Below are 23,257 nucleotides of genomic sequence, written 5' to 3' on the forward strand. Positions count from 1 at the left end.
CGTCCACGACCAGTTCGCCAACGGCCGGCGCTTCCGCATTCTCAACATCGTCGACGACGTCACTAAGGAATGCCTGGTCGCCATTCCGGAGACGTCGATCTCACGACGGCGCGTCGCCCGCGAACTGACGGCAATCGTCGAGCGACGCGGCAAGCCAGGAATGATCGTGTCCGACCATGGCACCGAGTTCACCTGCAACGCCATGCTGGCCTGGAGCAAGGACACGGTCATCGCCGGCCGATCGCCACTGACCATACGCCGCATCGCTCGCTCACCTTTGCATGCAGAAACGCACCTGTACATGCGCGCATGCCGCACGTAACCTCCGCCGCGCAAAGTCAGGAGAAAAGTAGTGGCCAAGGCTGCAACGAAGAAGAAGAAAAAGAATGCGTCCAGAACGATGGTAACGAAGAAGGCGGCCGGCAATCGCCGCGCGCGCAAGGGCGCCGTCGCCAAGGCAACCAAAAAGCCGGCCAAGAAAGCAGCCAGGAAGATAGCGAAGGCGACGACCAAAGCTGCCCCGGCCCGGCGGCCCAAGGGGGCGATCTGGCAATGGTCGGCAGCCGACACCGCGGCTGCGATTCGCGGTGGCGCCATTTCAGCGGTCGAGACCGTCGAGGCGCATCTGGAGCGGATGCGTGCGGTGAATGCGAAGCTCAACGCGGTCGTCGTCGATCTCTCGGATGAGGCGCTTGCGGCGGCGCATGCCGCGGACAAGCAGCGGGCGAAGGGCGGCGAGCTCGGCCTGCTGCATGGCGTGCCGATCACCATCAAGGAGAACGTTGACTATCAGGGCCGGCCAAATCCCAACGGCGTGCCGGCGAACATGAGCATCATCGCGCCGTCGGATTCGCCGGTCGTGCGCAACCTGAAGAAGGCCGGCGCGATCGTCATCGGGCTGACCAACACGCCGGAATTCTCCTTCCGCGGCTTCACCGACAATCCCCTGCACGGGCTGACGCTCAACCCCTGGGATCAGAACATCACCTGCGGCGGCTCGTCCGGCGGCGCGGGCGCGGCGGTCGCTGCCGGCATCGGTACCATCGCGCATGGCAACGACATCGGCGGCTCGCTGCGCTGGCCGGCGCATTGCAACGGGGTCGTCACCATCAAGCCGACGCAAGGCCGCATCCCCGCGTTCAACCAGAGCGCCACCTCCGAGCGTCCGATGCTTGCGCATCTGATGTCGGCGCAGGGGCCGCTCGCGCGCCATGTCGGCGACATCAAATTGGCGCTCGAGGTGATGAGCCAGCGCGATCCGCGCGATCCCTGGTGGGTGCCGGCGCCGCTGTCGGGTCCGACGCCGAAGGGCCCGATCAAGGTCGCGCTGGCAAGGATCCCGGCGGACATGGACGTCGATCCGTCGGTGCGCGATGCGCTGCGGCAGGCGGCCGATCATCTCGAACGAACCGGTTATCGTGTCAGCGAGATCGAGGTGCCCGACATCAGCGGTGTCTGGCAGACCTGGTGCGACATCATCACCAACGAAACCGTGGTGATGCAGGAAGCCGGCATGCTCAAGGTGACCTCCGAGGACTTCCACAAGGCGTGGAACGGCATGAAGACCAAGGCCAACGTGCTCGATCTCAAGTCCTGGATGCAGGCCACCGCCGCGCGCAACGGCCATATCCGCGCCTGGCAATTGTTCTTCGAGGACTATCCGGTGGTGCTGGCGCCGACCACGGTGAAGCCGACGCCGGGCCCGCGCGAGGATACGCTCAGCCCCGAGCGCGTGCGCGAGATCTTCTGGAACGACATCCGCTTCATCTCCGCGATCAACGTGCTCGGGCTGCCCGGTGCCGTGGTCCCCGTGACGTTGCATGACGGCAAGCCGATCGGCGTGCAGCTGATCGCCGGCCGCTATCGCGAGGATCTTGCGCTCGATGCCGCAGCGGCGATCGAGAAGCGCGCCGGCGTGCTGGCGCACCGGCTCTGGGAGATGATGGATTGAGCCCGCTAAAGCGCGATGAGATTGAGATGAATCGTCATCGCGCCTTAGCTGGGTTATGGTTTTGAGCATGATCCTTTCGAAAAACCGCTTCACATTTTTCCGGATCATGCTCGCGGCTTCGCGCGAAGGGCGCGGGGCCTTCCGGCGGCGGCTATTGCGTCAGGTGTGCAGAGGAGATGGCCTTCTGAAACAGCGCGGTCAGCGCGTCGCTGATACTGCTGTCGCTCGACACCTCGTAGTAATAACCTGAGGTTGCGCAGGCTTTCATCTGGGTCGCGATCGAGCTGCGCCAGGGCGCGATGTAGGTGGTGTACCAGCTGTTGCTGGTGATCGCGAGATACGTGGTGTAAAGGATCGCGATGTTGATGCCACGATTCTTGATCGTATCGCAGATCGTGGTCGTGAGCGGCTCCTGGCATCGCCCCGACGAAGCGATGACGGTCTCGGAGCAACTCGACGGGTAGTAGTAGTCGGCCACCCCGTCCGAGATGAAGAATAGCCATTTTTGCGGCGAGGATGCAGTACCGGTCCCGGGAGTCGGAATCGTGCTGTTCATCGATGACAGAATGCCGTCGAAGTCGGTGCACATATCGTTGTTGTAGTTGGTGTAGGGAATCGTCATCAGGTCGACCGAAGAGACGGCCGTCCTGACCGACGAGAGGCTCGACGTGAGCGATGAGATCGTCGTCAGGCCGATGGAGCCGCAATCGCTTCCCATGGTGTAGACGGCCATGCGGTACTGGTTGCTGACGAGCTCGCTTGACGTGGCCGTATCCGTCAATGACTGCGTCGCGGTCCGCACCAGGTCGATCCGCATCGTGATGCCGAGCTTCTTCGCGATCGAATAGTAGCTGTTGGTTTGCTTCGTCTTCTTGGAGCTCGACGTATAGGTGTCATGGCAGGCGAAGGCGCAACTGTCGGAGGTCGCGGCCTGCAAGGCGGTCATGTCAGCAGTGGTCGCGCCCAGCCCCTGCGATGGCGAGTTGTCGAGCAGCACGTAGAAGTCGATATAGCTAGGGAGCGAGGCCGCCGCCGACGAGCTCGCCGACACCGTCATGGTCTTGTAACCCAGCAGACCCATGAAATAATTCGAAACGGACAATGTTGCCGTACCGGTAGCCGTCCGGGTGGTCACGGTGTCCGTCACGGTGATGGTCACCGAGCTCGTTGTCATGCCGTAAGCGGACATCTGCGCGGCGTACGTATTCAGTGCATTGCTCTGTGCCGTGGCTGCGGTGTTTGTGATCTCGCTCTTGGCGGTGGCGACCAGCACCGCGGTGTCGAGTGCCGCCATCAGCTTGGCTCGGGCCCGCACCGCGAGGGAGTAATCGACCGCGGCGCCGACGGCGGCGAGAACGGGCAGCGATGCAATGGCGAAGATCACGACGATATTGCCGCTGCGATCGCAGCGGAAACGCGAGAGCAGGCGACCAAAACGCGTGGTGGCAAACGTCAACTTGGCGAACCCCTGAGCGAAGAATTGAACGCTTCAACGTAGCGCCCAGATGCTTGCGGGGTCGGTTGCTCAATGCGTGAGAAGACGTTTCCGGTGTGTTGCTGAGGATGTCGCGCACTCGCGGCAAACAGTATCGAATCATCGACATGGAGAGGCGGGCGTCGATCATCCCGTGGTACTGCTGAGATCGAGTCGGTAGTACTCCGAAGTGCCGCTCTCTCAATTGAGCGCGCAGATAGAACGTCTCATGCGGCGCCATCGCCGAAGCTTCCCTTCAGCGTCCTCTGAGGACGGGCGCGCTACGCGCGCCACCTTCTTCCGCAAGGGGAGAAGGAAGAAGACGTTCTCACCCTCTTGCGCCGAGCACTACTCGCGCGGCCGCCACATACTCGCGCCAATGCGTTTCCGCGTAGTGCTCGGCCTGCCGTGCGCCTAGGATGTCGGGCGCGTGCGCGGCTGCGATCAGCCTAGCGAAGCGTTCTTCGGCGACCGTCGTGTCCGCGGCATCGGCGGTCGAAGCGAAGGCGCTGCTTGCGGCCTGCGGTGCGGCGACGAGTCCCGCCATTCCGGCCAGCAAAACACGGCGTGATGTCTTCATTGCTTTCATCCTCTCTCGTCTGGTTGCTCGAGCCTGGCAGGCGAGTGTGTCGTTGCGATCACGGCAGGGTAACCGCGCGCGCCCGGGCAGTCCACACATTGCGGATGCGGCTTGACGCTGCGGGCGCCCATTTACGTCGTGCGCAACTGATTTTCGGGCGGAGTGGATCGTTCGGTTGAGTGGATGTCCGATGTCCCGGAATTGTCCGGATGGTGGTGCGCGGCCGCCACTCGTGCGCACTGATGAGCAACGGGCGTTTTCGCGCGCCGGGCGCGCCTTGAGCTGCGCGCGTCAACCGATCGTTAGCCTTTCTCGTGAAATCGCCAGCTGCGTTATCCTGCCGCAAGGAGCGCTGCGGCAGACTGAAACCGGTTTCGTCTGGGAGGTTGTGATGCCCCGCTTGACGCCGGAACGAACGTTCCTGGCCGGGAAGATTATCTTCAACTTTGGGCAATCGTCGCTCGATTGCGTGGTGCGCCGCATGTCGGAGGAGGGGGCGATGCTCCAGCTCGACACCGGCCTTGGCGTGCCTGACCAGTTCCAGTTGAAGCTGGCGGACGACGAGTTGCTGGCCTGTCGCGTGGTCTGGCGTTCCGACCGCGAGATCGGTGTCGCTCTCGGCAGGGCCAGTGGCGAGGCGAGGAACGAGGGGCCGCCGGCGCGGCGCGGCGACGCCTTGATGCGCAGCCAGATGCTGGCGCTGCGCGCCGCGCTCGATCACGTGCCGACCGGCATCGTGCTGCTCGACGCGCAGCTCAGGGCGCGCCTGATCAACCGGTCATTCCGCCAGATGTGGCGGCTGCCCGAGGAGGTCGCCGACAGCAATCCCTCAATCCTCACGCTGCTCTATCACGGAAGGGATACCGGGGCCTACGAAGTGCCGGCCGCGGAGCTCGATGCGCTCGTTGCAATGCGTGTTCGCCAGATTGAGGCAGGAGATCCCACGCCGGTCGATCTGCGCCGAACCAACGGCGATGTCATGCGCGTGCAGTGTACCCCTCTGCCCGATGGCGGGCGGATGCTGACCTACACCCCCGTCACCGATATCGTGCGCTCCTCCGACGAACTGAAGCTTCTGCGTGACGCGCTGGAGAACGTCCAGGATGGCGTGCTTCTCCTCGACTCCGACCTGAACGCGAGCTTCATGAACCGGCGGATGCGGCGGTTCTGGGAGGTGAGCGAAGAGGAAGCGGCGGCCCGGCCGGCCTACGCGTCGCTGGTGCGGCGCGTGCATCGTGCCAGCGCGCCGGATCTTCCCCCAGGCGAGCTGGCAAGGTTTCCGGCCAAGCGCGTCGAAGAGGTCAAGGCCGGCGATCACGTGCGCGACCTTCAGACGCCCGATGGTCGGCGCATCCGCGCTCATTGCACGACGATGTCGAATGGCGGCCGCATGCTGACCTATGTCGACATCACCGACCTCACGCAAAAGGCCAAGATGCTGGAGACGCTGGCCACGACCGATCCGCTCACCGGCCTCTTCAACCGCCGCCATTTCCTGGAAAGCCTCGATGCCGAATGGAGCCGCTTCCAGCGCTATTATCGCTCGGTCTCGGTGTTGATGCTCGACATCGATCACTTCAAGTCGGTCAACGACCGCTATGGCCATGGGGTCGGCGACGCCGCGATCAAGACGGTCGCTGCCGCGTGCCTCGATGGCAAGCGCAAGTCTGATATCGTCGGCCGCCTTGGCGGCGAGGAGTTCGCGGTCCTCTTGCCCGAGACCAGCCTGTCCCGTGCGAGAACGGTCGCCGAGCGCATCCGCAAGCGCGTGATGAGCTCGCATATCGTCGCCCACAAGATCCGGTTCGGCGTCACTGTGAGCATCGGCATCGCCGAGGCCAGCGTCAGCATGTCCGGCACCGATGCGTTGATGAGCGCGGCCGATCACGCGCTCTACCAGGCCAAGGCTGAAGGCCGCAATCGCTGCATCGCCTGGTCGCCACCGCCGCCCGCAAGCAAGGCGGCGGAGTGATCGGGCAAGCGAGGCCGGCGTCTAATCCGGCACCGGCACGTCGAACGTGTTCAGCGTGACCGAGACCATGCAATAGACGCCGACGAGATAAGACAATTCGGCCGCGCCATGCTCGCCGAACTCCTTCACCGCCGCGCGCCAGGTCAGTTCGGGCAGCACGCCACCGCTCACGAGAGAGGACGCCATGTCGTAGGCGACGGCCTCCTGCTTGGTCAGGTCGACCGGCCGCTGGCCGGCTACGATGGTCGCGAGCTTCTCGTCGGACAGGCCGCGCTGCTCGGCGACCAGTACATGGGCATAGAGCTCGTAGCCGGAGCGGAAATGCGAGCCGGTCACGAGGATCGCGACCTCGCGCACCGGCGCCGGCAGCAATGGGTTCGACGCGATCGCCTTGACCAGCTCCCACACCGGCCCGCCGAAGCGCGGCTCGCGGAGCCACGGATTCCAGGGGCCGAGCAGCGCGCCGTCCTCGCGCATGTTCACAAAGCCCTTGAAATGATCCTTGATGCCCGCTCGCATGTCGTCATAGAGCGGCTTCTGCTCGGCGGTCAGCTCTTTCGGATCGAGAATGGGAAGGCGCACGGCAGGTCTCCTCGTTCTGGGAACGGCGAACGTCGCCCGCATGCTCGCGCGAGGCAAGTGAAGTTGCCGTGACATGCGCATCGCGGTCTTTTGAGGTCGCAGGCGCCGTAAATTCCGCGGCAGTGCTGCCGGCCAATCTCGCCGCGGCTGACGGGCTTGCGAAGACGCTTCGTGACGCTGCGATGGCGCCATAACCCTGGTTGGCGGAATTAGGCTCGAGTTTGCGAACCGGTCTCTCCCGATCGCCGACAAAGGCGGGTAGGTTTGATCAAGAGAGCGCCCGGGATGCGAAAGTTCGTCGTGTTTGTTCTTGCCAGCGCGATGTTCGCCGCCGGCTTGTATATCGCGGGCGTTGAGCTTTTTTTGAGTGAAGCCGTCTATTTCCGGCTGCTCTTCGTCGGCGGTTTCCTGGCCTTGCTGGGCGGCTATCTGCTCTGGACCGATTTTCTGGCGCCGGCGCTCAGCATTCGGACATGGGAGGACTGAGCTCCCAACCGGTGACATCAGGCGTCACGCCCGCGGCTCGCCGAGCGTGTGCATCAGCCGGTTGGCCCAGCCGAAGATCGCGGCCGAGAGCACGATGTCAAGCTGCTCGAGCTCGCTGAGACCGGCGTTAGCCAGTTTGAGGGCGTCGTCCGCCGTGGCTTCGATCGGCGTGGTCGAGAGTTTCGTGGCGAAATCGAACAAGGCCTGCTGCCGCGTCTCCAGCGTGGCGTCGCGCTCGTCGGCAAAGATGTCTTCGACGACATCGTTCTGCCCCGTAAGGCCGATGAAGCGCGAGGCGTGGACGGCCGCACAGTAGATGCAGCGGTTGACGATGGAGGCGCTGAGCGCGCCGAGCTCGCGCTCGGCAGAGGACAGGCCGTCCTTGCCGTACATGATCATGTTGAACAGCGGCGAGCGGACCTCGAGCGATTCCGGATCGTGCGCCAGCGTCAGCACGTAAGGCGACACGCCCTTGTTCGACGGCGTGACCTTCATCGCCGCGAGCTGCTCCGGCGTTGCGGAGGCGAGCTCGACCGGGGTGACGTAGGGCGACCAGGTCGGTATCGCAGCGGTGAAGGTGTGAACGACCTTGCTCATCGGGCCTCGACTGCTTTGAGAAGCTTTAGGCCCGCAACGACCCGCAACTGATAGTTCACGAAGGCGGCGAGCTCCGAGAGCCGCACGATGTCGGCCTCGCTGACGCCGGCGGCCTTCAGCGTCTCGATGTCCTGTCGCGTCGCCTCGCGCGGGGAGAGCGTCAACAGGTCGGCGTGACGCGCCATGGCGTCGTCCAGCGCATTGCCGCAAGCGCCGCCGGGCTCGGCGAGGGCGACGACATCCAGATCATGCGAATGCGCGAGATAGGATTCGTAATGTGCGGTCAGCGCGGCATCGCCGACATGCCGGCACATCCGTGCCGCGAGCGCAGCGCGCAGGCCGTGGCTCAGCCCGCCCGGCTCCCGCGGCACCAGCACCGCGTCATGGGCGGCTTCGCTCAGCCGAAGAATCTCGGCACGCGCTTTCAGCGCCTGACCAAGCCGTGACCCCTCGGGCACGCCGGCCATCGTTTCGATCAGCGTCACGCGGCACCTCGCGAACTCTGTGGGTTCGCGGCATCCGCGACCGCAAAGCTGAGCGGCTTGCCTGTTTCCAGGAAGGCCGACAACTCGGCTTCATAGGGCGCGGGGTCGAGCCCGCGCGCGGCGAGCCATTGCGGCTCATAGTAGGTCTGACGGTAGCGCTCGCCGGAATCGCAGATCAGCGTCACCAGCGATCCCGTCTCGCCCGCGTTGCGCATCTCGTCGGCGAGCCGGCACAGCGCCAGGAAATTGGTGCCGGTGGATCCGCCGACCGCCCGGCGCAGCCGGCGTGTCAGCAAATTCATCGCGGCGATCGTCGCGGCGTCCGGAATCTTCATCATGCGGTCGACCACACCGGGCACGAAGGAGGGCTCGCAGCGCGGACGGCCGACGCCTTCGATCAGCGAGGGCCGCTCGCAGATCTGCGTGCGGTCCTGGGTGCTGAAGCAGTCGAAGAAGGCGGAATGCTCGACGTCGGCGACGCACAGTCGTGTCGGATATTGCCGATAGCGCAAATAGCGGCCGATCGTCGCCGAAGTGCCGCCGGTGCCGGCGCCCATCACGATCCAGTCCGGCACCGGGCGCGGCTCGCCCTTGAGCTGGGTGAAGATCGACTCGGCGATGTTGTTGTTGCCGCGCCAGTCGGTGGCACGCTCGGCAAAGGTGAACTGATCCATGTAGTGGCCGTTCAGCCGCGCGGCGAGCGCAGCGGCTTCCGCATAGAGCGCGCGGCCGTCGTCGATCAGATGGCAGTTGCCGCCGTAATGCTCGATCGCGGCGATTTTTTCCGCCGAGGTCGTGCGCGGCATCACGGCATAGAAGGGCACGCCGATCATCTGCGCGAAATAGGCCTCCGAGACTGCCGTCGATCCCGACGAGGCCTCGATCACAGGCGTACCTTCGCGGATGTGGCCGTTGCAGAGCGCGTAGAGGAATAGCGATCGGGCCAGCCGGTGTTTCAGGCTGCCGGTCGGATGGGTCGACTCATCCTTGAGATAGATGTCGATGCCTGCCAGCGCCGGCACGATCAGGCGGATCAGATGCGTATCAGCCGTGCGGCACTGGTCCGCTTCGATCGCCGCCACGGCCTCGTCGACCCAGCCGCGCCTGTAGGCCGGTCCGGCCGGGTCTTGATGACGGAAAGGGACTGGCTCCTTTGGCATGACAAAAATCTCTCATAATTCTTCTTGCGCATCAAGAAATATCATTCATGCTGTATTCGAATAATCCAAGCGGCGCGCCCATGAACAATGAAATTATCGACATCCGGCTCTTGGAGGCCTTCGCGGCGGTGATGTCGGCCGGCAGCATCACTGGCGCGGCGCGGCTGCTCGGCCGTTCGCAGCCTGTGGTGACACGGCAGATCCAGGACCTCGAGGCCGATGTCGGCTACCTCCTGTTCACCCGCAATGGTCCGCGCATCAGCCCGACGGCGAAGGGCGTGCTGTTTCATGCCGAGGTCGAACGGCTGTTGATGGGCCTGAAGCACATCCGCCAGCGCGCCAACGCGATCGGCGCCGGTGCGCTTCCGGTGCTGAGCCTCGCCGCGATCCCGGCGCTCGCAGCGGGCTTCATCCCGGCCGCGCTTGCCGCGCTGGAGCGCGATCTGCTGCCGGGCCAAGTGCATGTGCAGGCGCTTTCGGCCGAGAACGTCGTGCAGTCGGTGCTGTCGCAATCGGTGGATTTCGGGCTCGCCAGCCTGCCGGTCCAGCATCCCGGCCTCGACGTGCAATGGGTCTGCGAGGTGCCGTGCGTCGCTTGCCTCGCGATGGATCATCCGCTCGCGAAGAAGAAAGTGATCCGGCTGAAAGATCTCGGCGGCGGCCGTCTTCTGACGATGGCCAATCCCTACCGGCTGCGCCGTCGGGTAGACGAAGCGCTGGAGCGCGAGGCCGTGATGCCCGCAGAGATCATCGACACCAATTCCTCGATGACCGCGATCGCGATGGCCAAGCAGTCGCTCGGCATCGCCATCGTCGAGCCGGTGCTGACGTCGAGCCTTCCGGTAGAAGGCGTCGTCACCCGGCGTCTCGATGTCTCCATTCCTTTCCTGTTTGCTGCCCTCTCGCCAACCGGGCGCGAGCTGACGCCGACGGTTGCGGCACTCAACGACGCGTTACGCGCGGCGGTGGCGCTGATGCCCGGCGCAAAGCTGCACAGCGGCGCCGCCGCAAGCCTCGAGCCCAATGAGGCAGCCGACGAATTCGAGAAAGCCAACTCATGACGACGATGACGCCAAACGCAGCCGGCCTCGCGGCGCTCGAAGAGCGACTCAAGCAGGATTTGTCTTGGCTGGAACTGCCGGCCAGATCCTGGGTGCCGCGTCGTGTCGTGGATGGCGAAGCCGTCGTCGACGTCGTGATCGTCGGCGCCGGCATGGCGGGCCTCGTTGCCTCCGCCGTGTTGAAGCGGCTCGGCGTCGACAACCATTTGGTGTTCGATCGTGCGCGCGCCGGCGAAGAGGGGCCATGGGTTACCTTCGCGCGGATGCGCACGCTGCGTTCGCCGAAGGAGTTGACCGGCCCCGCGATGGGCATGCCGGCGCTGACCTTTCGCGCGTTCTATGAAGCGCAATACGGCCGCGACGCCTGGAAGGCGCTCGACCGCGCACCGCGCACGATGTGGATGGATTATCTCGTCTGGTATCGCAAGGTGCTCAACCTGCCGGTCCGCAACGAGGTGACGGTCGCGCGCATCCACGCGCGTGCCGACGAGCTGTTCGAGCTCGATGTCAGCGAGCGCGGCGCGCCGCGAAAGATCCTGGCGCGCCATGTCGTGCTGGCGACCGGGCGCGACGGCCTTGGCGGCGCCTACGTGCCGCCGCTGGCCGATGGCATCGACCGGCGCTTCTGGGCGCATTCGTCCGATGCGATCGACTTCGAAAAGCTGTGCGGCAAGCGCGTCGCCGTGATCGGCGCGGGCGCATCGGCGATGGACAATGCGGCGGTGGCGCTGGAGAGCGGCGCCGCGCGGCTCGATCTCTTCATTCGGCGCGCGGACATTCCGCGCATCAACAAATTCACGGGCATCGGCAGCCAGGGCGTCGTGCACGGCTTTGCCGGCCTCACAGACCAGTGGAAATGGCGCTTCCTCGACCACACGCTGAAAGCGCAGACGCCGCCGCCGCGGCAGAGCGTGCTGCGCGTCGCCGCCTATCCGCACGCGCATTTCCATCTCGCAAGCCCGATCGATGATCTCGTCGTCGAAGGCGATCATCTCGTCGTGACGACGCCGAAGGGTCGTTATGAGACCGACTTCATCATCTTCGGCACCGGCTTCAAGGTCGATCTCGCGTTGCGGCCCGAGCTGAAGGAGTTCGCGCCCCATATCCGCTTCTGGCGCGATCGCTTCCCGACGCCTGTCGGCACGGATAATGCCGAGCTCGAAGGCTCGCCCGATCTCGGCGACATCTTCCAGTTCCAGGAGAGGGTAACCGGCGCCTGTCCCATGCTGTCGCGGCTCTACGGCTTCAACTATCCGGCCACGCTGAGCCATGGAAAGCTCTCCGGCGATATCCCCGCGATCAGCGAAGGCGCCGACCGGCTCGCCCGCGGCATCGTCCGCCGCCTCTTCGTCGAGGATCGCGAGATCCATTTTGCCAATCTCAAGGCGTTCGCCACGCCCGAGATCCTCGGCGACGAATGGATCGACGCCGACGCCATTCATCAACCCGCCGAGTAACCCACCAACCTGACAGGCAAGCGCGAGATGCAGACGAACAGAAAAGCCATCGTGGCGGCGATCGCAGGCAACGCGATGGAGTGGTACGACTTCACGGTGTTCGCGCTGATGACGCCGGTCATCAAGAACCTGTTCTTCTCCGTCGACCCGAAGGTCCCGGGCAGCGAGATCAACGCGCTGCTGCTCACCACCGCGCTGTTCGGCACCGGCTTCTTCATGCGGCCGGTCGGCGGTCTCGTGCTCGGCTATTTCGGCGACCGCAAGGGGCGAAAGGCGGCGATGACGCTTGGCATGGGCATCATGGCGCTCTCGGTCGCACTGCTCGCGTTGACGCCGACCTATGCGACGGCCGGTATCGCCGCGCCGCTGATCGTGCTGCTGGCGCGGCTGCTCCAGGGCTTCTCTGTCGGCGGCGAGTTCGGCACCTCGACGGCCTATCTGATCGAGGCGGCGCCTGCCGGCCGCACCGGCTTCTACGGCTCCTGGCAGATCGCTGGCCAGCTCATGGCGAATGTTCTGGGCGCGGTGCTCGGTGCCGTCCTCACGCTCGCGTTCACGCGGGAGCAGCTCGCGGCCGGCGCCTGGCGCATCCCGTTCTTCGTCGGCCTCGTGATCGTTCCGATCCTGCTCTACATGCGCGCCAAAGTCGTCGAGCCCGATGCGTCCCAGCGCAACATGGCGGCCGTGCACAAGGAGCGCTTCATCGCCGCGCTGAAGCACCCCGGCCGCAACTTCCTGATCGGGATGGGCATGGTGGTCGCGAGCGCGGTCTCGTTCTACGTCACTTTCGGCTATACCGTGACCTACGCCAAGGAAGTGCTGAAGCTGCCGCTGATGCAGAGCTTTCTGGTGCAGATGATCGCGGCGATCGTGATGGTCGTCGTTGTCCCCATCGCCGGCGCCTTCTCCGACCGCTATCCGCGCAAGCCGCTGCTGCTCGCATCGCTCACCGGCTATTTCGTCTCGCTCTATCCGCTCTATGCCTGGGTGATTTCCGAACCGTCGATCGCAAAGCTCCTGGTCGCCCAGGTCGTGATCGGCTTCTTCAGCGCGTTCTTCCTCGGCGTCTACTGCACCACGCTGGTCGAGCTGTTCCCGATCCGCGTCCGCTCGACCGCGCTTGCGATCGTCAACAACGTCGCGGTACTGATCTTCGGCGGCTTCGCCCAGTTCTTCGTGACCTGGCTGATCACGCTGACGGGTTCCCCGCTCGCGCCGATCTTCTACGTCATGATCGGCGTCGGTCTCGGCCTGATCTCGGTGATCGCGATGCGGCCCGAGGACAGCGAGCGCGGCGTGGTCGCGGCGGAGCGCGTCGCCGAACAGGTCTCGTGACGGCGCGGGCCGCTCAAAACTCCAGCGGCGCCGACCTCCTTCATCACGAAGAAGGTGCGGGTCTGCTGCTCGCCATTGATGCGGTTGAAATCCTCCATGCCGCCGACCCGGATTTTTCAGGAAATAATCGAAGTCGCCGGCGACGAGGTGGCGGAGGTCGTGCAAATCAGAAGATTGTGTCATTGAGCAGATGCCGCCTGTGGTATATGCCTCTGCGCAACGATCACAGGCAGGGTAGAGCATGCAGGTGGCTGATTTCGTCGTCAGGCTTTCATCACGAAGCAAGGCCCTGCTTGGCACGCTCGTCCTCCTCACGTCAGTCTACTCCGGCACCGCAAGTGCACAGGGCACTGAGCCGATCTGGCCGACCGCTCAATGGCAGACCTCTACGCCAGAAGAGCAGGGCATGGATTCGGCTGCGTTGGCCAAACTGGTCGCGTCCGGCATCCCGCGCAGCTTCGACAGCCTGCTGGTGACGCGCCACGGCCGCATCGTGCTCGATGCCTATTACGCACCTTATACGGCTGATATGCCGCACGTGATCAACTCCTCCACCAAGGCGGTGGTCGCGACGCTGCTGGCGATGGCCTACAAGGATGGCCTGCTGGATCGTCTCGATCGCCCGATGCTGGATTTCTTTTCTGATCGCGACGTCGCCAATCTCGACGAGCGCAAGAAGGCCATTACGGTCCAGCAGTTGCTCAACATGACATCCGGCCTCGAGTGGGACGAGGGGTATGTCGGCGGCCGGGAGCAGTCGCTTCGCGACATGGGCGCGAGCTCCAATTGGGTCCAATTCATCCTCGATCGCCCGATGGCGCATGCGCCGGGCGAAGTGTTCTACTACGACAGCGGCGGTTCGCATCTGCTATCCGCGATCGTGGCAAGGATCACCGGCAAGAGCACCGCTGACTATGCGCAGGAGAAGCTGTTCGGGCCACTCGGGATCGCTCAGCCGTTCTGGCGTCGCGATCCGCAAAAGCTCCCGATCGGCGGCTTCGGCCTTGCGATGCGGCCGCGGGACATGGCGAAGATCGGCTATCTCTATCTGCGCAACGGCGAGTGGGCCGGCAAGCAATTGCTACCGGCGGATTTCCTCGATGCCGTCAACCATGCCACCGTCAACATGAATGCGCGATTTGAGCCCGGGCTGCGCTACGCCAACCAGTTCTGGGCCATTCCCGACAAGCCCGTCTTCATGACCGTCGGATATCACTGCCAGGTGATCATAGTGCTGCCGGAGCAGGACATCGTCGCCGTGATGACGGCGACCAATTTCTGTCCATTCCGCAAGCTGGCCGACGAGATCTCTGCCGCCGTCAAATCCGAGTCTGCTTTGCCGGCCGATGCAGCCGCGGCAGAAGAGCTAGCAAAGCTGGTCGCGGACGTGTCCATGGAGAAGCCGACATCGGTCGGCGCCACGCCCGCAACCGCCTCTGCGATCTCGGGCAAGACCTACAAATTGTCCGACAACGCCTCGGGCATCAAAACACTGACGCTGTTCCTGGCCGATGAGAACCCGCGTTACGTCGTGGAGACGAGCGCGGGCGATCCCGCGCGGCGCCGCCTCGACGGGCCGATCGGTCTCGATGGCCTGTACCGCAAAAGTCCGCCAGGCATTCTCGGTGTTCGCGCCGCCAAGGGCACGTGGCAGAACGAGCGAACCTTTGTCATCGACCTCCAATATGTCGGAGGCGGCGACGCCTGGACATGGACGCTCACCTTCGACGGCGACAAGATCGCGCTACGCGGCAAGGCGAGGGACGGACGCGAGGAGTCGGCGGAAGGGGCGGTGGGCGGCTAGCGATCTCGGTCCGGATTGACGCGAGCAACGTGGCCTGCCACGGCGCCGGCCGCTCAAAACTCCAGCGGTGCGTTGTCGACGACCTCCTTCATCACGAAGAAGGTGCGGGTCTGGCGCGCGCCGGGCAGCGCGATGAGCTGCTCGCCATGGATGCGGTTGAAGTCCTCCATGTCGCCGACCCGGATCTTGAGGAAATAATCGAAGTCGCCGGCGACGAGGTGGCAGTCGAGCACGCATTTCAGCTTCGCTACCGCCTGCTCGAAGAGCGCAAAGCTCTCCGGCGTCGAGCGGTCGAGCACGACGCCGACCATCACCAGCGTGCCCTTGGCGACTTTGCGCGGCGCCACCATGGCGCGGACGCCCGTGATAAAACCCTCTTCGAGCAGCCGCTGGGTGCGCCGGTGGCAGGTTGCCGGGCTGATCGCCACGGTTTCCGCCAGCTCCGCGTTGCTCAGCCGGCCGTTATTCTGCAGCAATCGCAATATCTTAAGGTCGGTGCGGTCTAACCTGCCGGACATGGAAGAAAATTCCGTCAAAGCACAAAATTTCGGAAGAGATGTTAGTCAATTGCGCCAACGTCGCAATAACTCCCGCAAAATCCTCGCAATATTCGAGAGCACATTTCATCTAGGGGGTGATAGTTCCTCCCTTCAGTTCAACGGCAAATCGGGATGATTTCGCAATGAAGCTGGAAAAATTCGAACGCTACCCGCTGACCTTCGGGCCGACCCCCATCGAGAAGCTGAACCGTCTGTCCAAGCACCTCGGCGGCAATGTCGAGATCTATGCCAAGCGTGAGGACTGTAATTCCGGTCTCGCCTATGGCGGCAACAAGCTGCGCAAGCTCGAATACATCGTTCCCGACGCGATTGCCTCGAACGCCGACACGCTGGTGTCGATCGGCGGCGTGCAGTCCAACCACACCCGCATGGTCGCCGCGGTTGCAGCCAAGATCGGCATGAAGTGCCGCCTGGTGCAGGAAGCCTGGGTGCCGCACGAGGACGCCGTGTACGACCGCGTCGGCAACATCCTGCTGTCGCGCGTGATGGGCGCCGATGTCCGTCTCGTCGAGGACGGTTTTGACATCGGCATCCGCAAGAGCTGGGAGCAGGCGCTCGAGGAAGTGAAGGCCGCGGGCGGCAAGCCTTACGCGATTCCGGCCGGCGCCTCCGTGCATAAATATGGCGGCCTCGGCTATGTCGGCTTCGCGGAAGAAGTCCGCAAGCAGGAGAAGGAGCTCGGCTTCAAGTTCGACTATATCGTCGTCTGCACCGTCACCGGCTCGACCCATGCCGGCATGCTGGTCGGCTTCGCCGCGGACGGCCGTGCGCGAAAAGTGATCGGCATCGATGCATCCTTCACGCCGGCGCAGACCAAGGCACAAGTTCTTTCGATCGCGCAGAACACCGCAAAACTCGTCGAACTCGGCAAGGAGATCGTCGAAGACGACGTCGTGCTGGTCGAGGACTACGCCTATCCGACCTACGGCGTGCCGTCGGAAGAGACCAAGGAAGCCATCCGCCTCACCGCGCGTCTCGAAGGCATGATCACCGACCCCGTCTACGAGGGCAAGTCGATGCAGGGCCTGATCGACCTCACCAAGAAGGGCTATTTCGAGAAGGGCGCGAAGATTCTCTATGCGCATCTCGGCGGTGCACCCGCGCTCAACGGCTACGCCTACGCGTTCCGCAACGGCTGAGGCGCACACTGTAGCCCCATCAAGGCTATCGTCCCGGGGCGCGACCAAGTCGCGAGCCCGGGACCCATAACCACAGGATGTGGTTTGGCGAAGACTCGTGGTTACCAGCTTGCGCTAACGACATCTGCCTGTGGCTATGGATCCCGGATCTGCGCTCGCTACGCTCACTTGTCCGGGGATGACAGCTGAGTGATTGGCGCGCGATTTCATTTCGTTCGCACCAGCCGCAGCAGCTCTTCGCCGTAGTGCTCGAGCTTCTTGTCGCCGATCCCTGGCACATTGCGCAGTTCATCCAGCGTCGTCGGCCAGGCGCGCACGATGCCGTCGATCGTTGCATCATGCAGCACGACATAGGCGGGCACCCCGCGCTCACGGGCGACCTCGGAGCGCCAGGCGCGCAGGCGCGCGCGCAATTCGGGATCGACGTCGCCCTGTGGCGCATTCGATGCCGGCGCAAGATCGCCGCGACGAGATTTCGCGCGGCTGGCGCGAAGGTGGGTGCCAGGAGTTTCCTCGCGCAGCCAGACTTCCGTCTCGCCGCGCAAGACGCCGCGCGAGGACTCCGTCAGCTTCAGCGCGCCAAAAGCCTCGCTGTCGCTCTGCAAGTGCCCCATCGCCACCAATTGCCTGAGCACCGTGCGCCACTGCTTCTCGTTGAGCTCGCGGCCGATACCGAACACCGTCAGCTTGTCGTGGCCGAACTGCGTCACCTTCTCGGTCAGGCGCCCTACCAGCACGTCGATCAGGTGCATGGCGCCGAAGCGCTGTCCGGTGCGGTAGACGCAGGAGAGCAGCTTTTGCGCCAGCACCTTGCCGTCGCGCATCTGCGGCGGCGTCAGGCAGTTGTCGCAATTGCGGCAATTCTCCACCGTAACCGTCTCGCCGAAATAGGCGAGCAGCCGCCTGCGCCGGCAATGCGCGGTCTCGGCAAGCCCCACCAGCGCGTCGAGCTTGCCGATCGACGCCCGCTTGAACTCGTCGGAGGCGCCGGACTCGTCGATCATCCGGCGCTGCTGCACGATGTCGGAGAGGCCATAAGCCATCCAGGCTGCGGACGGATTGCCGTCGCGGCCGGCGCGCCCTGTCTCCTGGTAATAGGCCTCGATGCTCTTGGGCAGGTCGAGATGCGCGACGAAGCGTACGTCGGGCTTGTCGATGCCCATGCCGAAGGCGACGGTCGCGACGATGACGATGCCGTCTTCGTTCAGGAAGCGATCCTGGTTGCGCGAGCGCACACTGCCGTCGAGGCCGGCATGATAGGGCAGCGCCGGAATGCCGGCATCGCTCAAGGCAGCCGCGACCTCCTCGACCCGGTTGCGTGACAGGCAATAGACGATGCCGGCGTCGCCGGCATGGCGCTCCCGGAGGAACTCCTTCAATTGCGCCACGGAATTGCGCTTGTCGACGATCTCGTAGCGGATGTTCGGCCGGTCGAAGCTGGAGACGAATTGGGGCGCGCCTGAGAGTTGCAGCCGTTCGACAATCTCCTTCCGCGTCAGTTCGTCGGCGGTGGCGGTGAGCGCGATCCGCGGCACGTCGGGAAAGCGCTCGGCGATGACCGAGAGCGCGACATATTCAGGACGAAAATCGTGCCCCCATTGCGAGACGCAGTGCGCCTCGTCGATCGCAAACAGCGCGACCCTGGCCTGCGCCAGCATCGACAGGCAGCGCGGCGTGACCAGCCGCTCGGGCGCGACATAGAGCAGGTCGAGATCGCCCGCGATCAGGCGTCGCTCGACTTCGGAAGCCTCCTGCGGCGTCAGCGAAGAATTCAGCGCGGCGGCGTTGACGCCGGATTCAATCAGCCCTGCGACCTGGTCGCGCATCAGCGCGATCAGCGGCGACACCACGATGCCGCAGCCCTCGCGCAAGAGCGATGGCAGCTGGTAGCAGAGTGACTTGCCGCCGCCGGTCGGCATCAGCACCAGGCAATTGCCGCCCGACGTCACGTGCCTGACGATCTCGCCTTGCGCGCCGCGGAAACCGGAGAGCCCGAATACCGAATGCAGCACCGACAACGGGTCGCGGCCATCGGCCGGCGCTGGCAGCGGGGCATTGGAGGGGGCGGACATGGGCGTGTCGAACCGGGCCGTGAGAAGAGCTGAACGGCAGTCGCATGCCGGCACGGTTGTGGCAAGAGTGTTTGCGCGGAACGGACAGTGCTTACCCTCTCCCCTTGTGGGAGAGGGTGCCGAGCGAAGCTCGGCGGGTGAGGGGTTCTCTCCACAAGTGAAACTTTGGCGTTCGAATTCGCTGAAGCAACCCCTCATCCGGCGCGCTGCGCGCGCCACCTTCTCCCACTAGGGGAGAAGGAGGAAAGAGCGCTAAGCCCCGATTCGCCGCAGGGCTTCGGCGACCGTCACGATCGGAACATCGCGCTTTTGCGCCGCCTTCAATGCGTGGTGCAACAACGACGGCGAGCAGCCATAGGGGCTCGGCTGGTTGATGACATCGTGGCCATAGAAGATCAGCCAGCCGCCACTCGCAGCGGTCTCGTCGAAATAGCGATCGATGCCGCCGGCATCGATATCCTTGTCGATCAAGGGCGTGGAACGCAGGAGCTGCAGGTCGATGACGTCGCGATTGACGCCGGGAAGGATGCCGCGTGCCGAGCGGAACTTCCTGGTGAGCTGCGGCTTGCGCCAGATCGAGGCGAGACCATACGGATAGGCGAAATTCTCGAGCCTGATCGTCGGGTCGAGCGCGTGAAAGTAGTTGCGGTTCTGCTCGATCTCGCGCGCGAGCCCGGCCTGATCGAGATCTGCCGCGCGGCGATGCGAGAACGTGTGGCAAGCGATCTCATGGCCACGATGATGGAGCCTCAGGATAGCGTCGTTGGACAACCCGAGCCAGTGACCCGACCACTGCCCGATCTGGCTGCCGGCCAGATAGAACGTGGCGCGGCCGCCATGCTCTTCCAGCATGGGGGCGCCAAGGTTCGCGGCGCTGTCGGGAGCGTCATCGAAGGTGAAGCTGACCATTGGCGCATGAGCCGACAGCCGATGCGGCGAGACCGCGAAATGCCGGGCCAGCCGATTGCTTACACGTCCGTTGATCGCCGACCACACGGGGGTTGTTTCCCTGTATTTCCAAATGGGGCGGCAGCAATGAACCATCCGCCCTCGGCCTGACGCAAGCTTAACGATTCGTTATGCCTAACGGAGAACCCGCTCGGTTCCTCAGCGCAGAGACAACGGCGCGGCCGCATCCTCGGCGAGAAAATCGAGCCAGTTCCTGAAGAGCACGGCCGCGGCACTTCCTGCGGCGATATCGCTGCGCAAGTTCAGTGCAGGCAGCTCGCTCGCCATTGCGGGATGACGCTGATGCCTGGCGCGCTTTTCGAAGCGGATGAGCTTCTCCTCGGTCGCCGCGTCAAAATAGCTCATGGGCAGCGCTGGATAGGCCTCGCGCTCGCGCGCGAGGAAGCGACCGATATCGCGCAGATATTCACGCTGCAGCGACAGTGCGTCATATTCGGGATGGCCCTGGAAGAACACGAAACGGCTGGCATATTGCCGGACGAAAACGTCAACGCCGGCCTTCGCCGAGCGCGTCAGCACCTGATAGCCATGCTCGGTGAGGTCGGCCTCTGCGACCTCGTTCAGCCTTGAATGCGAGACTTTGAGAGTTGCCGGCGCGGCGCGCGTCAGCGGGTCGCTGCCGATCGTCTCGCAGTCGAAAATGCCATGGCATTTGGCGGCAAGCGGCCGCCGCGTGATCCGGTCGAGATGCCGCACCGCTGCATGCGCGGCAAGGCACGACCAGATCGTCGAGCGCGTATTGGTCCTCGCCCAATCGATGATGTCGGTGAGATCGCGCCAGTAGGGCTCCTGGTCGAGATCGGGCGCGACCGGCTCGGCGCCCGTCACGATCAAGCCGTCGAACCTTTGCCGCTTCAGATCGGAGAGATCGGAATATTCGCTCTCGACATGCCAGCGCGCCTCCGGTGAGCGCTTGACCGAGGGCAGCGAGAAACACTGGAAGCGGATGCGGCGTCCGCGGCCGGCGGCTTGCAACAGCTTCATGAACTGTCGCTCGGTCGCCTTCAGTGCCGGATCCGGCATGTTGTTGATCAGCCCGATCGTGATCTCGCGACCATTGCCCCGTGCGTCGTCCAGCGCCGGCACCAGGGCCGGGCTCAAGATACCTTGATCCTTGTCGATCAAGATGGTCATCGGCGCTGCCGTCTACTCCGCAGCCTGAAGCCGTTCCGACGGGCGGGCCTTTGCCAGCGCCTGGTCGATGTCTTCGATGATGTCGGCGATATGCTCGATGCCGATCGAGAGGCGGATCGTCTCCGGCAGCACGCCGGCGGCACGCTGCTGCTCGGCCGACATCTGGCGGTGCGTGGTCGAGGCCGGATGACAGGCAAGCGATTTTGCGTCGCCGATGTTGACGAGCCGCGTGATCAGCTTCAGCGCGTCGTAGAATGCCTTGCCGGCTTCCATGCCGCCCTTGATGCCGAAGGTAAACAGGGACGAGCCGTTGCCCGCGAGATATTTCTGCACCAGCGGATAATACGGGCTGTCCGGGAAGCCTGCATAATTGACCCAGGCCACGCGCGGATCCGCGCGCAAGAATTCGGCGACCATGCGTGCGTTCTCGACATGGCGCTCCATGCGCAGTGCCACGGTCTCGATACCCTGCAGCAACAGGAAGGCGTTGAAAGGCGATAGCACCGAGCCCATGGTGCGCTGATAGATACTGCGCACGCGCTCGATGAAGGCGGTCTTGCCGAAGCGCTCGGCATAGACGAGGCCGTGATAGGACGCGTCGGGCGTGTTGAAGGCCGGGAAGCGCGCGGCGTGCTGCGCCCAGGGAAAACGCCCGGAGTCGACGATGGCCCCGCCGAGCGTGGTGCCGTGGCCGCCCAGAAACTTCGTCAGCGAATGCACGGAAATGTCGGCGCCGTAGTCGAACGGCTTGAGCAGGATCGGCGTCGCCACCGTGTTGTCGACGATCAGCGGCACGCCATGGGCATGGGCGATCTTCGCCAGCGCCTCGATGTCGCAGACATTGCCGGCCGGGTTGCCGATGGTCTCGGCGAACACCGCGCGGGTGTTCTCGTCGATCAGGCGCGCGAGTGCATCGGGCTTGTCGCTCTCGGCGAAGCGGCCCGTGATGCCCTGGCGCGGCAGGATGTGGGAGAGCAGGGTGTGCGTCGTGCCGTAGAGCTGCGGCACGGAAACGATGTTGCCGCCGTGATCGGCGACGTTGACGAAGGCGAAATGCAGCGCCGCCTGTCCGGTTGCGACCGCAAGAGCGCCGACGCCACCTTCGAGCTCGCTGATGCGCTTCTCGAGTACCGCGGTGGTCGGATTGGCGATGCGGCTGTAGCGATAGCCTTCCGCTTCGAGATTGAAGAGAGCTGCGCCATGATCGGCGCTATCGAACGAATAGGCGGCGGTCTGGTAGATCGGCACGGCGACCGCATGCGTGGTCGCTTCTGGTTCGTAGCCGGCGTGAATAGCGATCGTTTCGTTGCGCATCGTCCACCTCCGCGTCCGGCGGGTCGCACTTATTGGCACGTCAATGGATGTGCGTTATCCGCCGTCCTCGTGTTAGAGGCGGGTGGTAAAGCGGGCAATAATTCGTCTAGAGATCGACGAAGTAACCCTAACGATCGTTGTCGAATTAGCTAAAATTTGAACCAAATTGCGGGAGGGCTCACGCGCCCACGGCCCGCCGCACCTGTTCGCCGATCTGCGACAGCACGAGCTGCGCCTGCGGCAGGATCGCACCCATGGCATGGAAATTGTGAACCATGCCGTCGTGGCAGACATGCTCGACGACAACGCCGGCCGCCAGCAGCTTGCGTGCATAGGCGTTGCCTTCGTCGCGCATCGGGTCGAACTCGGCCGTGTGAATGATCGCCGGTGGCAAGCCCGTCAACCGCGACGCGCGGAGCGGCGAGATGCGGGGATCGGCGGCGTTGATGCCGTCGGGTAGATAATCGGCGAGATCGGCGTCGATCGTGACACGGTCGATCAGGTAATTTTCGGCAAAGGCCTCGCGCGAGGGCGAGGTCTCCTCGAAATCAAGCACCGGGCAGATCAAGCATTGCGCGACGACGGAGAGGCCGGCGTTCTGCGTCGCCTCCTGGCACACGACGGCGGCAAGCGTTGCGCCGGCGGAATCGCCGCCGATCACCAGCCGCTCGGCGTCGATGCCGAGGAGAGAAGCGTTCCGCGCCACCCATTCGGTCGCAGCGATCGCATCGTCGATCGCGGCGGGGAATTTGTGCTCGGGCGCGAGCCGGTAGTCGACCGACACCAGGCGGCAATCGGTCACGTGCGCGATGCCGGCGGCGATGCGGTCATGGGTCTGGATGCTGCCGGCGACGAGCCCACCGCCGTGGAAGAACACGAAGCCCGGCGCCCGCGGTGCGGCGTTTTCCGGCGCATAGAGACGGTAAGCCAGCTCGCCGCCGGGGCCGGGCAGCGTGCCGTCCGATGTTGCAACGCCGGGAGCCTCCGCGCGCGCAAACTGCATCAGCTTCGCCAGCGATTGCCGTCGCGCCTCGACGCTGGGGCGGGCGCGCGCCGCGGGACCTGCCGCGGCCATCATGGTCAACAAGCGCTTTGCAAGTGGATCGAGCGGCATGGGGCACCAGT

General features: G+C 64.4%; 20 protein-coding genes and 2 pseudogenes. 9 read left to right on the forward strand and 13 right to left on the reverse strand.

Translation table 11 applies throughout. From position 1 onward, the window contains the following. Positions 1-223 (forward strand): annotated as a pseudogene (locus tag Q2941_RS22580) (DDE-type integrase/transposase/recombinase); the annotation flags it as partial. Between the two features lie 177 nt (positions 224-400). Next, a complete protein-coding gene (locus Q2941_RS22585; RefSeq protein ID WP_458193803.1) occupies positions 401-1,951 on the forward strand; it encodes an amidase family protein in 1,551 nt (516 codons plus the stop codon). Positions 1,952-2,102: 151 nt separating this feature from the next. Here Q2941_RS22585 and Q2941_RS22590 read toward each other — a convergent pair whose 3' ends face one another. After that, positions 2,103-3,407, reverse strand: coding sequence for a TadE/TadG family type IV pilus assembly protein (locus Q2941_RS22590; RefSeq protein WP_458193770.1), 1,305 nt, complete (start codon positions 3,405-3,407; stop codon positions 2,103-2,105). Positions 3,408-3,753: 346 nt separating this feature from the next. Continuing rightward, a complete protein-coding gene (locus Q2941_RS22595) occupies positions 3,754-4,005 on the reverse strand; it encodes a hypothetical protein (RefSeq protein WP_027527016.1) in 252 nt (83 codons plus the stop codon). A gap of 391 nt (positions 4,006-4,396) precedes the next feature. Between Q2941_RS22595 and Q2941_RS22600 the strand changes: the two genes are divergently transcribed. Continuing rightward, positions 4,397-5,977, forward strand: coding sequence for a GGDEF domain-containing protein (locus tag Q2941_RS22600; protein WP_027527017.1), 1,581 nt, complete (start codon positions 4,397-4,399; stop codon positions 5,975-5,977). Positions 5,978-5,998: 21 nt separating this feature from the next. Here Q2941_RS22600 and Q2941_RS22605 read toward each other — a convergent pair whose 3' ends face one another. Beyond that, positions 5,999-6,559, reverse strand: coding sequence for a carboxymuconolactone decarboxylase family protein (locus tag Q2941_RS22605; RefSeq protein ID WP_027527018.1), 561 nt, complete (start codon positions 6,557-6,559; stop codon positions 5,999-6,001). A gap of 285 nt (positions 6,560-6,844) precedes the next feature. Here Q2941_RS22605 and Q2941_RS22610 point away from each other — a divergent pair, with 285 nt between their 5' ends. Further along, positions 6,845-7,045, forward strand: a complete 201-nt coding sequence (locus Q2941_RS22610; protein ID WP_156944741.1) for a hypothetical protein — start codon at positions 6,845-6,847, stop codon at positions 7,043-7,045. Positions 7,046-7,069: 24 nt separating this feature from the next. Here the strand turns inward: Q2941_RS22610 and Q2941_RS22615 are convergent, their stop codons facing one another. Genes Q2941_RS22615 through Q2941_RS22625 form a run of 3 tightly spaced genes read right to left on the reverse strand, consistent with a single transcriptional unit; the run spans position 7,070 to position 9,287 of the window. Continuing rightward, complete coding sequence (locus Q2941_RS22615) at positions 7,070-7,642, reverse strand: peroxidase-related enzyme (RefSeq protein ID WP_458193771.1); 573 nt, start codon at positions 7,640-7,642, stop codon at positions 7,070-7,072. Next, positions 7,639-8,127: a CMD domain-containing protein gene (locus tag Q2941_RS22620; protein ID WP_027527021.1), complete on the reverse strand. Its 489-nt coding sequence runs from the start codon at positions 8,125-8,127 to the stop codon at positions 7,639-7,641. Before Q2941_RS22620 ends, Q2941_RS22615 begins: the two co-directional genes overlap by 4 nt. Next, the gene (locus Q2941_RS22625) at positions 8,124-9,287 is read right to left on the reverse strand and encodes a PLP-dependent cysteine synthase family protein (protein WP_254109350.1); all 1,164 of its coding nucleotides are present in this window, start codon (positions 9,285-9,287) and stop codon (positions 8,124-8,126) included. The genes Q2941_RS22620 and Q2941_RS22625 overlap by 4 nt, the downstream gene beginning before the upstream one ends. Positions 9,288-9,367: 80 nt before the next feature. On the opposite strand from Q2941_RS22625, the gene Q2941_RS22630 reads away from it, so the two are divergent. Genes Q2941_RS22630 through Q2941_RS22640 form a run of 3 tightly spaced genes read left to right on the forward strand, consistent with a single transcriptional unit; the run spans position 9,368 to position 13,140 of the window. After that, positions 9,368-10,348 carry a LysR family transcriptional regulator gene (locus tag Q2941_RS22630; RefSeq protein ID WP_458193772.1) on the forward strand — a complete coding sequence of 327 codons (981 nt, stop codon included), beginning with the start codon at positions 9,368-9,370 and terminating at the stop codon, positions 10,346-10,348. Then, positions 10,345-11,805, forward strand: a complete 1,461-nt coding sequence (locus Q2941_RS22635) for an NAD(P)-binding domain-containing protein (protein ID WP_458193773.1) — start codon at positions 10,345-10,347, stop codon at positions 11,803-11,805. Before Q2941_RS22630 ends, Q2941_RS22635 begins: the two co-directional genes overlap by 4 nt. A 27-nt stretch (positions 11,806-11,832) precedes the next feature. Then, a complete protein-coding gene (locus Q2941_RS22640; protein WP_458193774.1) occupies positions 11,833-13,140 on the forward strand; it encodes a citrate-proton symporter in 1,308 nt (435 codons plus the stop codon). Between the two features lie 32 nt (positions 13,141-13,172). Here the strand turns inward: Q2941_RS22640 and Q2941_RS22645 are convergent. After that, positions 13,173-13,290: pseudogene (locus Q2941_RS22645) on the reverse strand (Lrp/AsnC ligand binding domain-containing protein); the annotation flags it as partial. 97 nt (positions 13,291-13,387) lie between these two features. On the opposite strand from Q2941_RS22645, the gene Q2941_RS22650 reads away from it, so the two are divergent. Further along, positions 13,388-14,944 carry a serine hydrolase domain-containing protein gene (locus Q2941_RS22650; protein ID WP_458193775.1) on the forward strand — a complete coding sequence of 519 codons (1,557 nt, stop codon included), beginning with the start codon at positions 13,388-13,390 and terminating at the stop codon, positions 14,942-14,944. Between the two features lie 53 nt (positions 14,945-14,997). Here Q2941_RS22650 and Q2941_RS22655 read toward each other — a convergent pair whose 3' ends face one another. Beyond that, complete coding sequence (locus Q2941_RS22655; protein ID WP_027527028.1) at positions 14,998-15,462, reverse strand: Lrp/AsnC family transcriptional regulator; 465 nt, start codon at positions 15,460-15,462, stop codon at positions 14,998-15,000. Positions 15,463-15,626: 164 nt separating this feature from the next. On the opposite strand from Q2941_RS22655, the gene Q2941_RS22660 reads away from it, so the two are divergent. Continuing rightward, positions 15,627-16,643 (forward strand): 1-aminocyclopropane-1-carboxylate deaminase, encoded by a 1,017-nt coding sequence (locus Q2941_RS22660; RefSeq protein ID WP_458193776.1) that lies wholly within the window; start codon positions 15,627-15,629, stop codon positions 16,641-16,643. 206 nt (positions 16,644-16,849) lie between these two features. On the opposite strand, the gene recQ is transcribed toward Q2941_RS22660, so the two are convergent. From recQ to Q2941_RS22685, 5 genes are all read right to left on the reverse strand, one after another. After that, entirely contained in the window at positions 16,850-18,715 is a 1,866-nt protein-coding gene (gene recQ / locus Q2941_RS22665) for a DNA helicase RecQ (protein ID WP_458193777.1), read from the reverse strand. A gap of 252 nt (positions 18,716-18,967) precedes the next feature. Continuing rightward, positions 18,968-19,711 carry a polysaccharide deacetylase family protein gene (locus tag Q2941_RS22670; RefSeq protein ID WP_458193778.1) on the reverse strand — a complete coding sequence of 248 codons (744 nt, stop codon included), beginning with the start codon at positions 19,709-19,711 and terminating at the stop codon, positions 18,968-18,970. A 111-nt stretch (positions 19,712-19,822) separates the two neighbouring features. Continuing rightward, positions 19,823-20,818, reverse strand: a complete 996-nt coding sequence (metA, locus tag Q2941_RS22675) for a homoserine O-succinyltransferase MetA (protein ID WP_458193779.1) — start codon at positions 20,816-20,818, stop codon at positions 19,823-19,825. Positions 20,819-20,830: 12 nt separating this feature from the next. After that, positions 20,831-22,132, reverse strand: coding sequence for an O-acetylhomoserine aminocarboxypropyltransferase/cysteine synthase family protein (locus Q2941_RS22680; RefSeq protein WP_458193780.1), 1,302 nt, complete (start codon positions 22,130-22,132; stop codon positions 20,831-20,833). A 178-nt stretch (positions 22,133-22,310) separates the two neighbouring features. Further along, entirely contained in the window at positions 22,311-23,246 is a 936-nt protein-coding gene (locus tag Q2941_RS22685; protein ID WP_458193781.1) for an alpha/beta hydrolase, read from the reverse strand. Positions 23,247-23,257 lie beyond the last annotated feature (11 nt).

This window comes from Bradyrhizobium sp. UFLA05-153, from assembly GCF_054185185.1.

Bases quoted from the DNA above. Each gene is read 5' to 3' on its own strand.
- Q2941_RS22615 (WP_458193771.1), bottom strand. From the start codon at position 7,642: ATGAGCAAGGTCGTTCACACCTTCACCGCTGCGATACCGACCTGGTCG.
- Q2941_RS22635 (WP_458193773.1), top strand. From the start codon at position 10,345: ATGACGACGATGACGCCAAACGCAGCCGGCCTCGCGGCGCTCGAAGAG.
- recQ (WP_458193777.1), bottom strand. From the start codon at position 18,715: ATGTCCGCCCCCTCCAATGCCCCGCTGCCAGCGCCGGCCGATGGCCGC.
- Q2941_RS22640 (WP_458193774.1), top strand. From the start codon at position 11,833: ATGCAGACGAACAGAAAAGCCATCGTGGCGGCGATCGCAGGCAACGCG.
- Q2941_RS22630 (WP_458193772.1), top strand. From the start codon at position 9,368: ATGAACAATGAAATTATCGACATCCGGCTCTTGGAGGCCTTCGCGGCG.
- Q2941_RS22685 (WP_458193781.1), bottom strand. From the start codon at position 23,246: ATGCCGCTCGATCCACTTGCAAAGCGCTTGTTGACCATGATGGCCGCG.
- Q2941_RS22680 (WP_458193780.1), bottom strand. From the start codon at position 22,132: ATGCGCAACGAAACGATCGCTATTCACGCCGGCTACGAACCAGAAGCG.
- metA (WP_458193779.1), bottom strand. From the start codon at position 20,818: ATGACCATCTTGATCGACAAGGATCAAGGTATCTTGAGCCCGGCCCTG.
- Q2941_RS22660 (WP_458193776.1), top strand. From the start codon at position 15,627: ATGAAGCTGGAAAAATTCGAACGCTACCCGCTGACCTTCGGGCCGACC.
- Q2941_RS22625 (WP_254109350.1), bottom strand. From the start codon at position 9,287: ATGCCAAAGGAGCCAGTCCCTTTCCGTCATCAAGACCCGGCCGGACCG.
- Q2941_RS22600 (WP_027527017.1), top strand. From the start codon at position 4,397: ATGCCCCGCTTGACGCCGGAACGAACGTTCCTGGCCGGGAAGATTATC.
- Q2941_RS22585 (WP_458193803.1), top strand. From the start codon at position 401: ATGGTAACGAAGAAGGCGGCCGGCAATCGCCGCGCGCGCAAGGGCGCC.
- Q2941_RS22655 (WP_027527028.1), bottom strand. From the start codon at position 15,462: ATGTCCGGCAGGTTAGACCGCACCGACCTTAAGATATTGCGATTGCTG.
- Q2941_RS22595 (WP_027527016.1), bottom strand. From the start codon at position 4,005: ATGAAGACATCACGCCGTGTTTTGCTGGCCGGAATGGCGGGACTCGTC.
- Q2941_RS22610 (WP_156944741.1), top strand. From the start codon at position 6,845: ATGCGAAAGTTCGTCGTGTTTGTTCTTGCCAGCGCGATGTTCGCCGCC.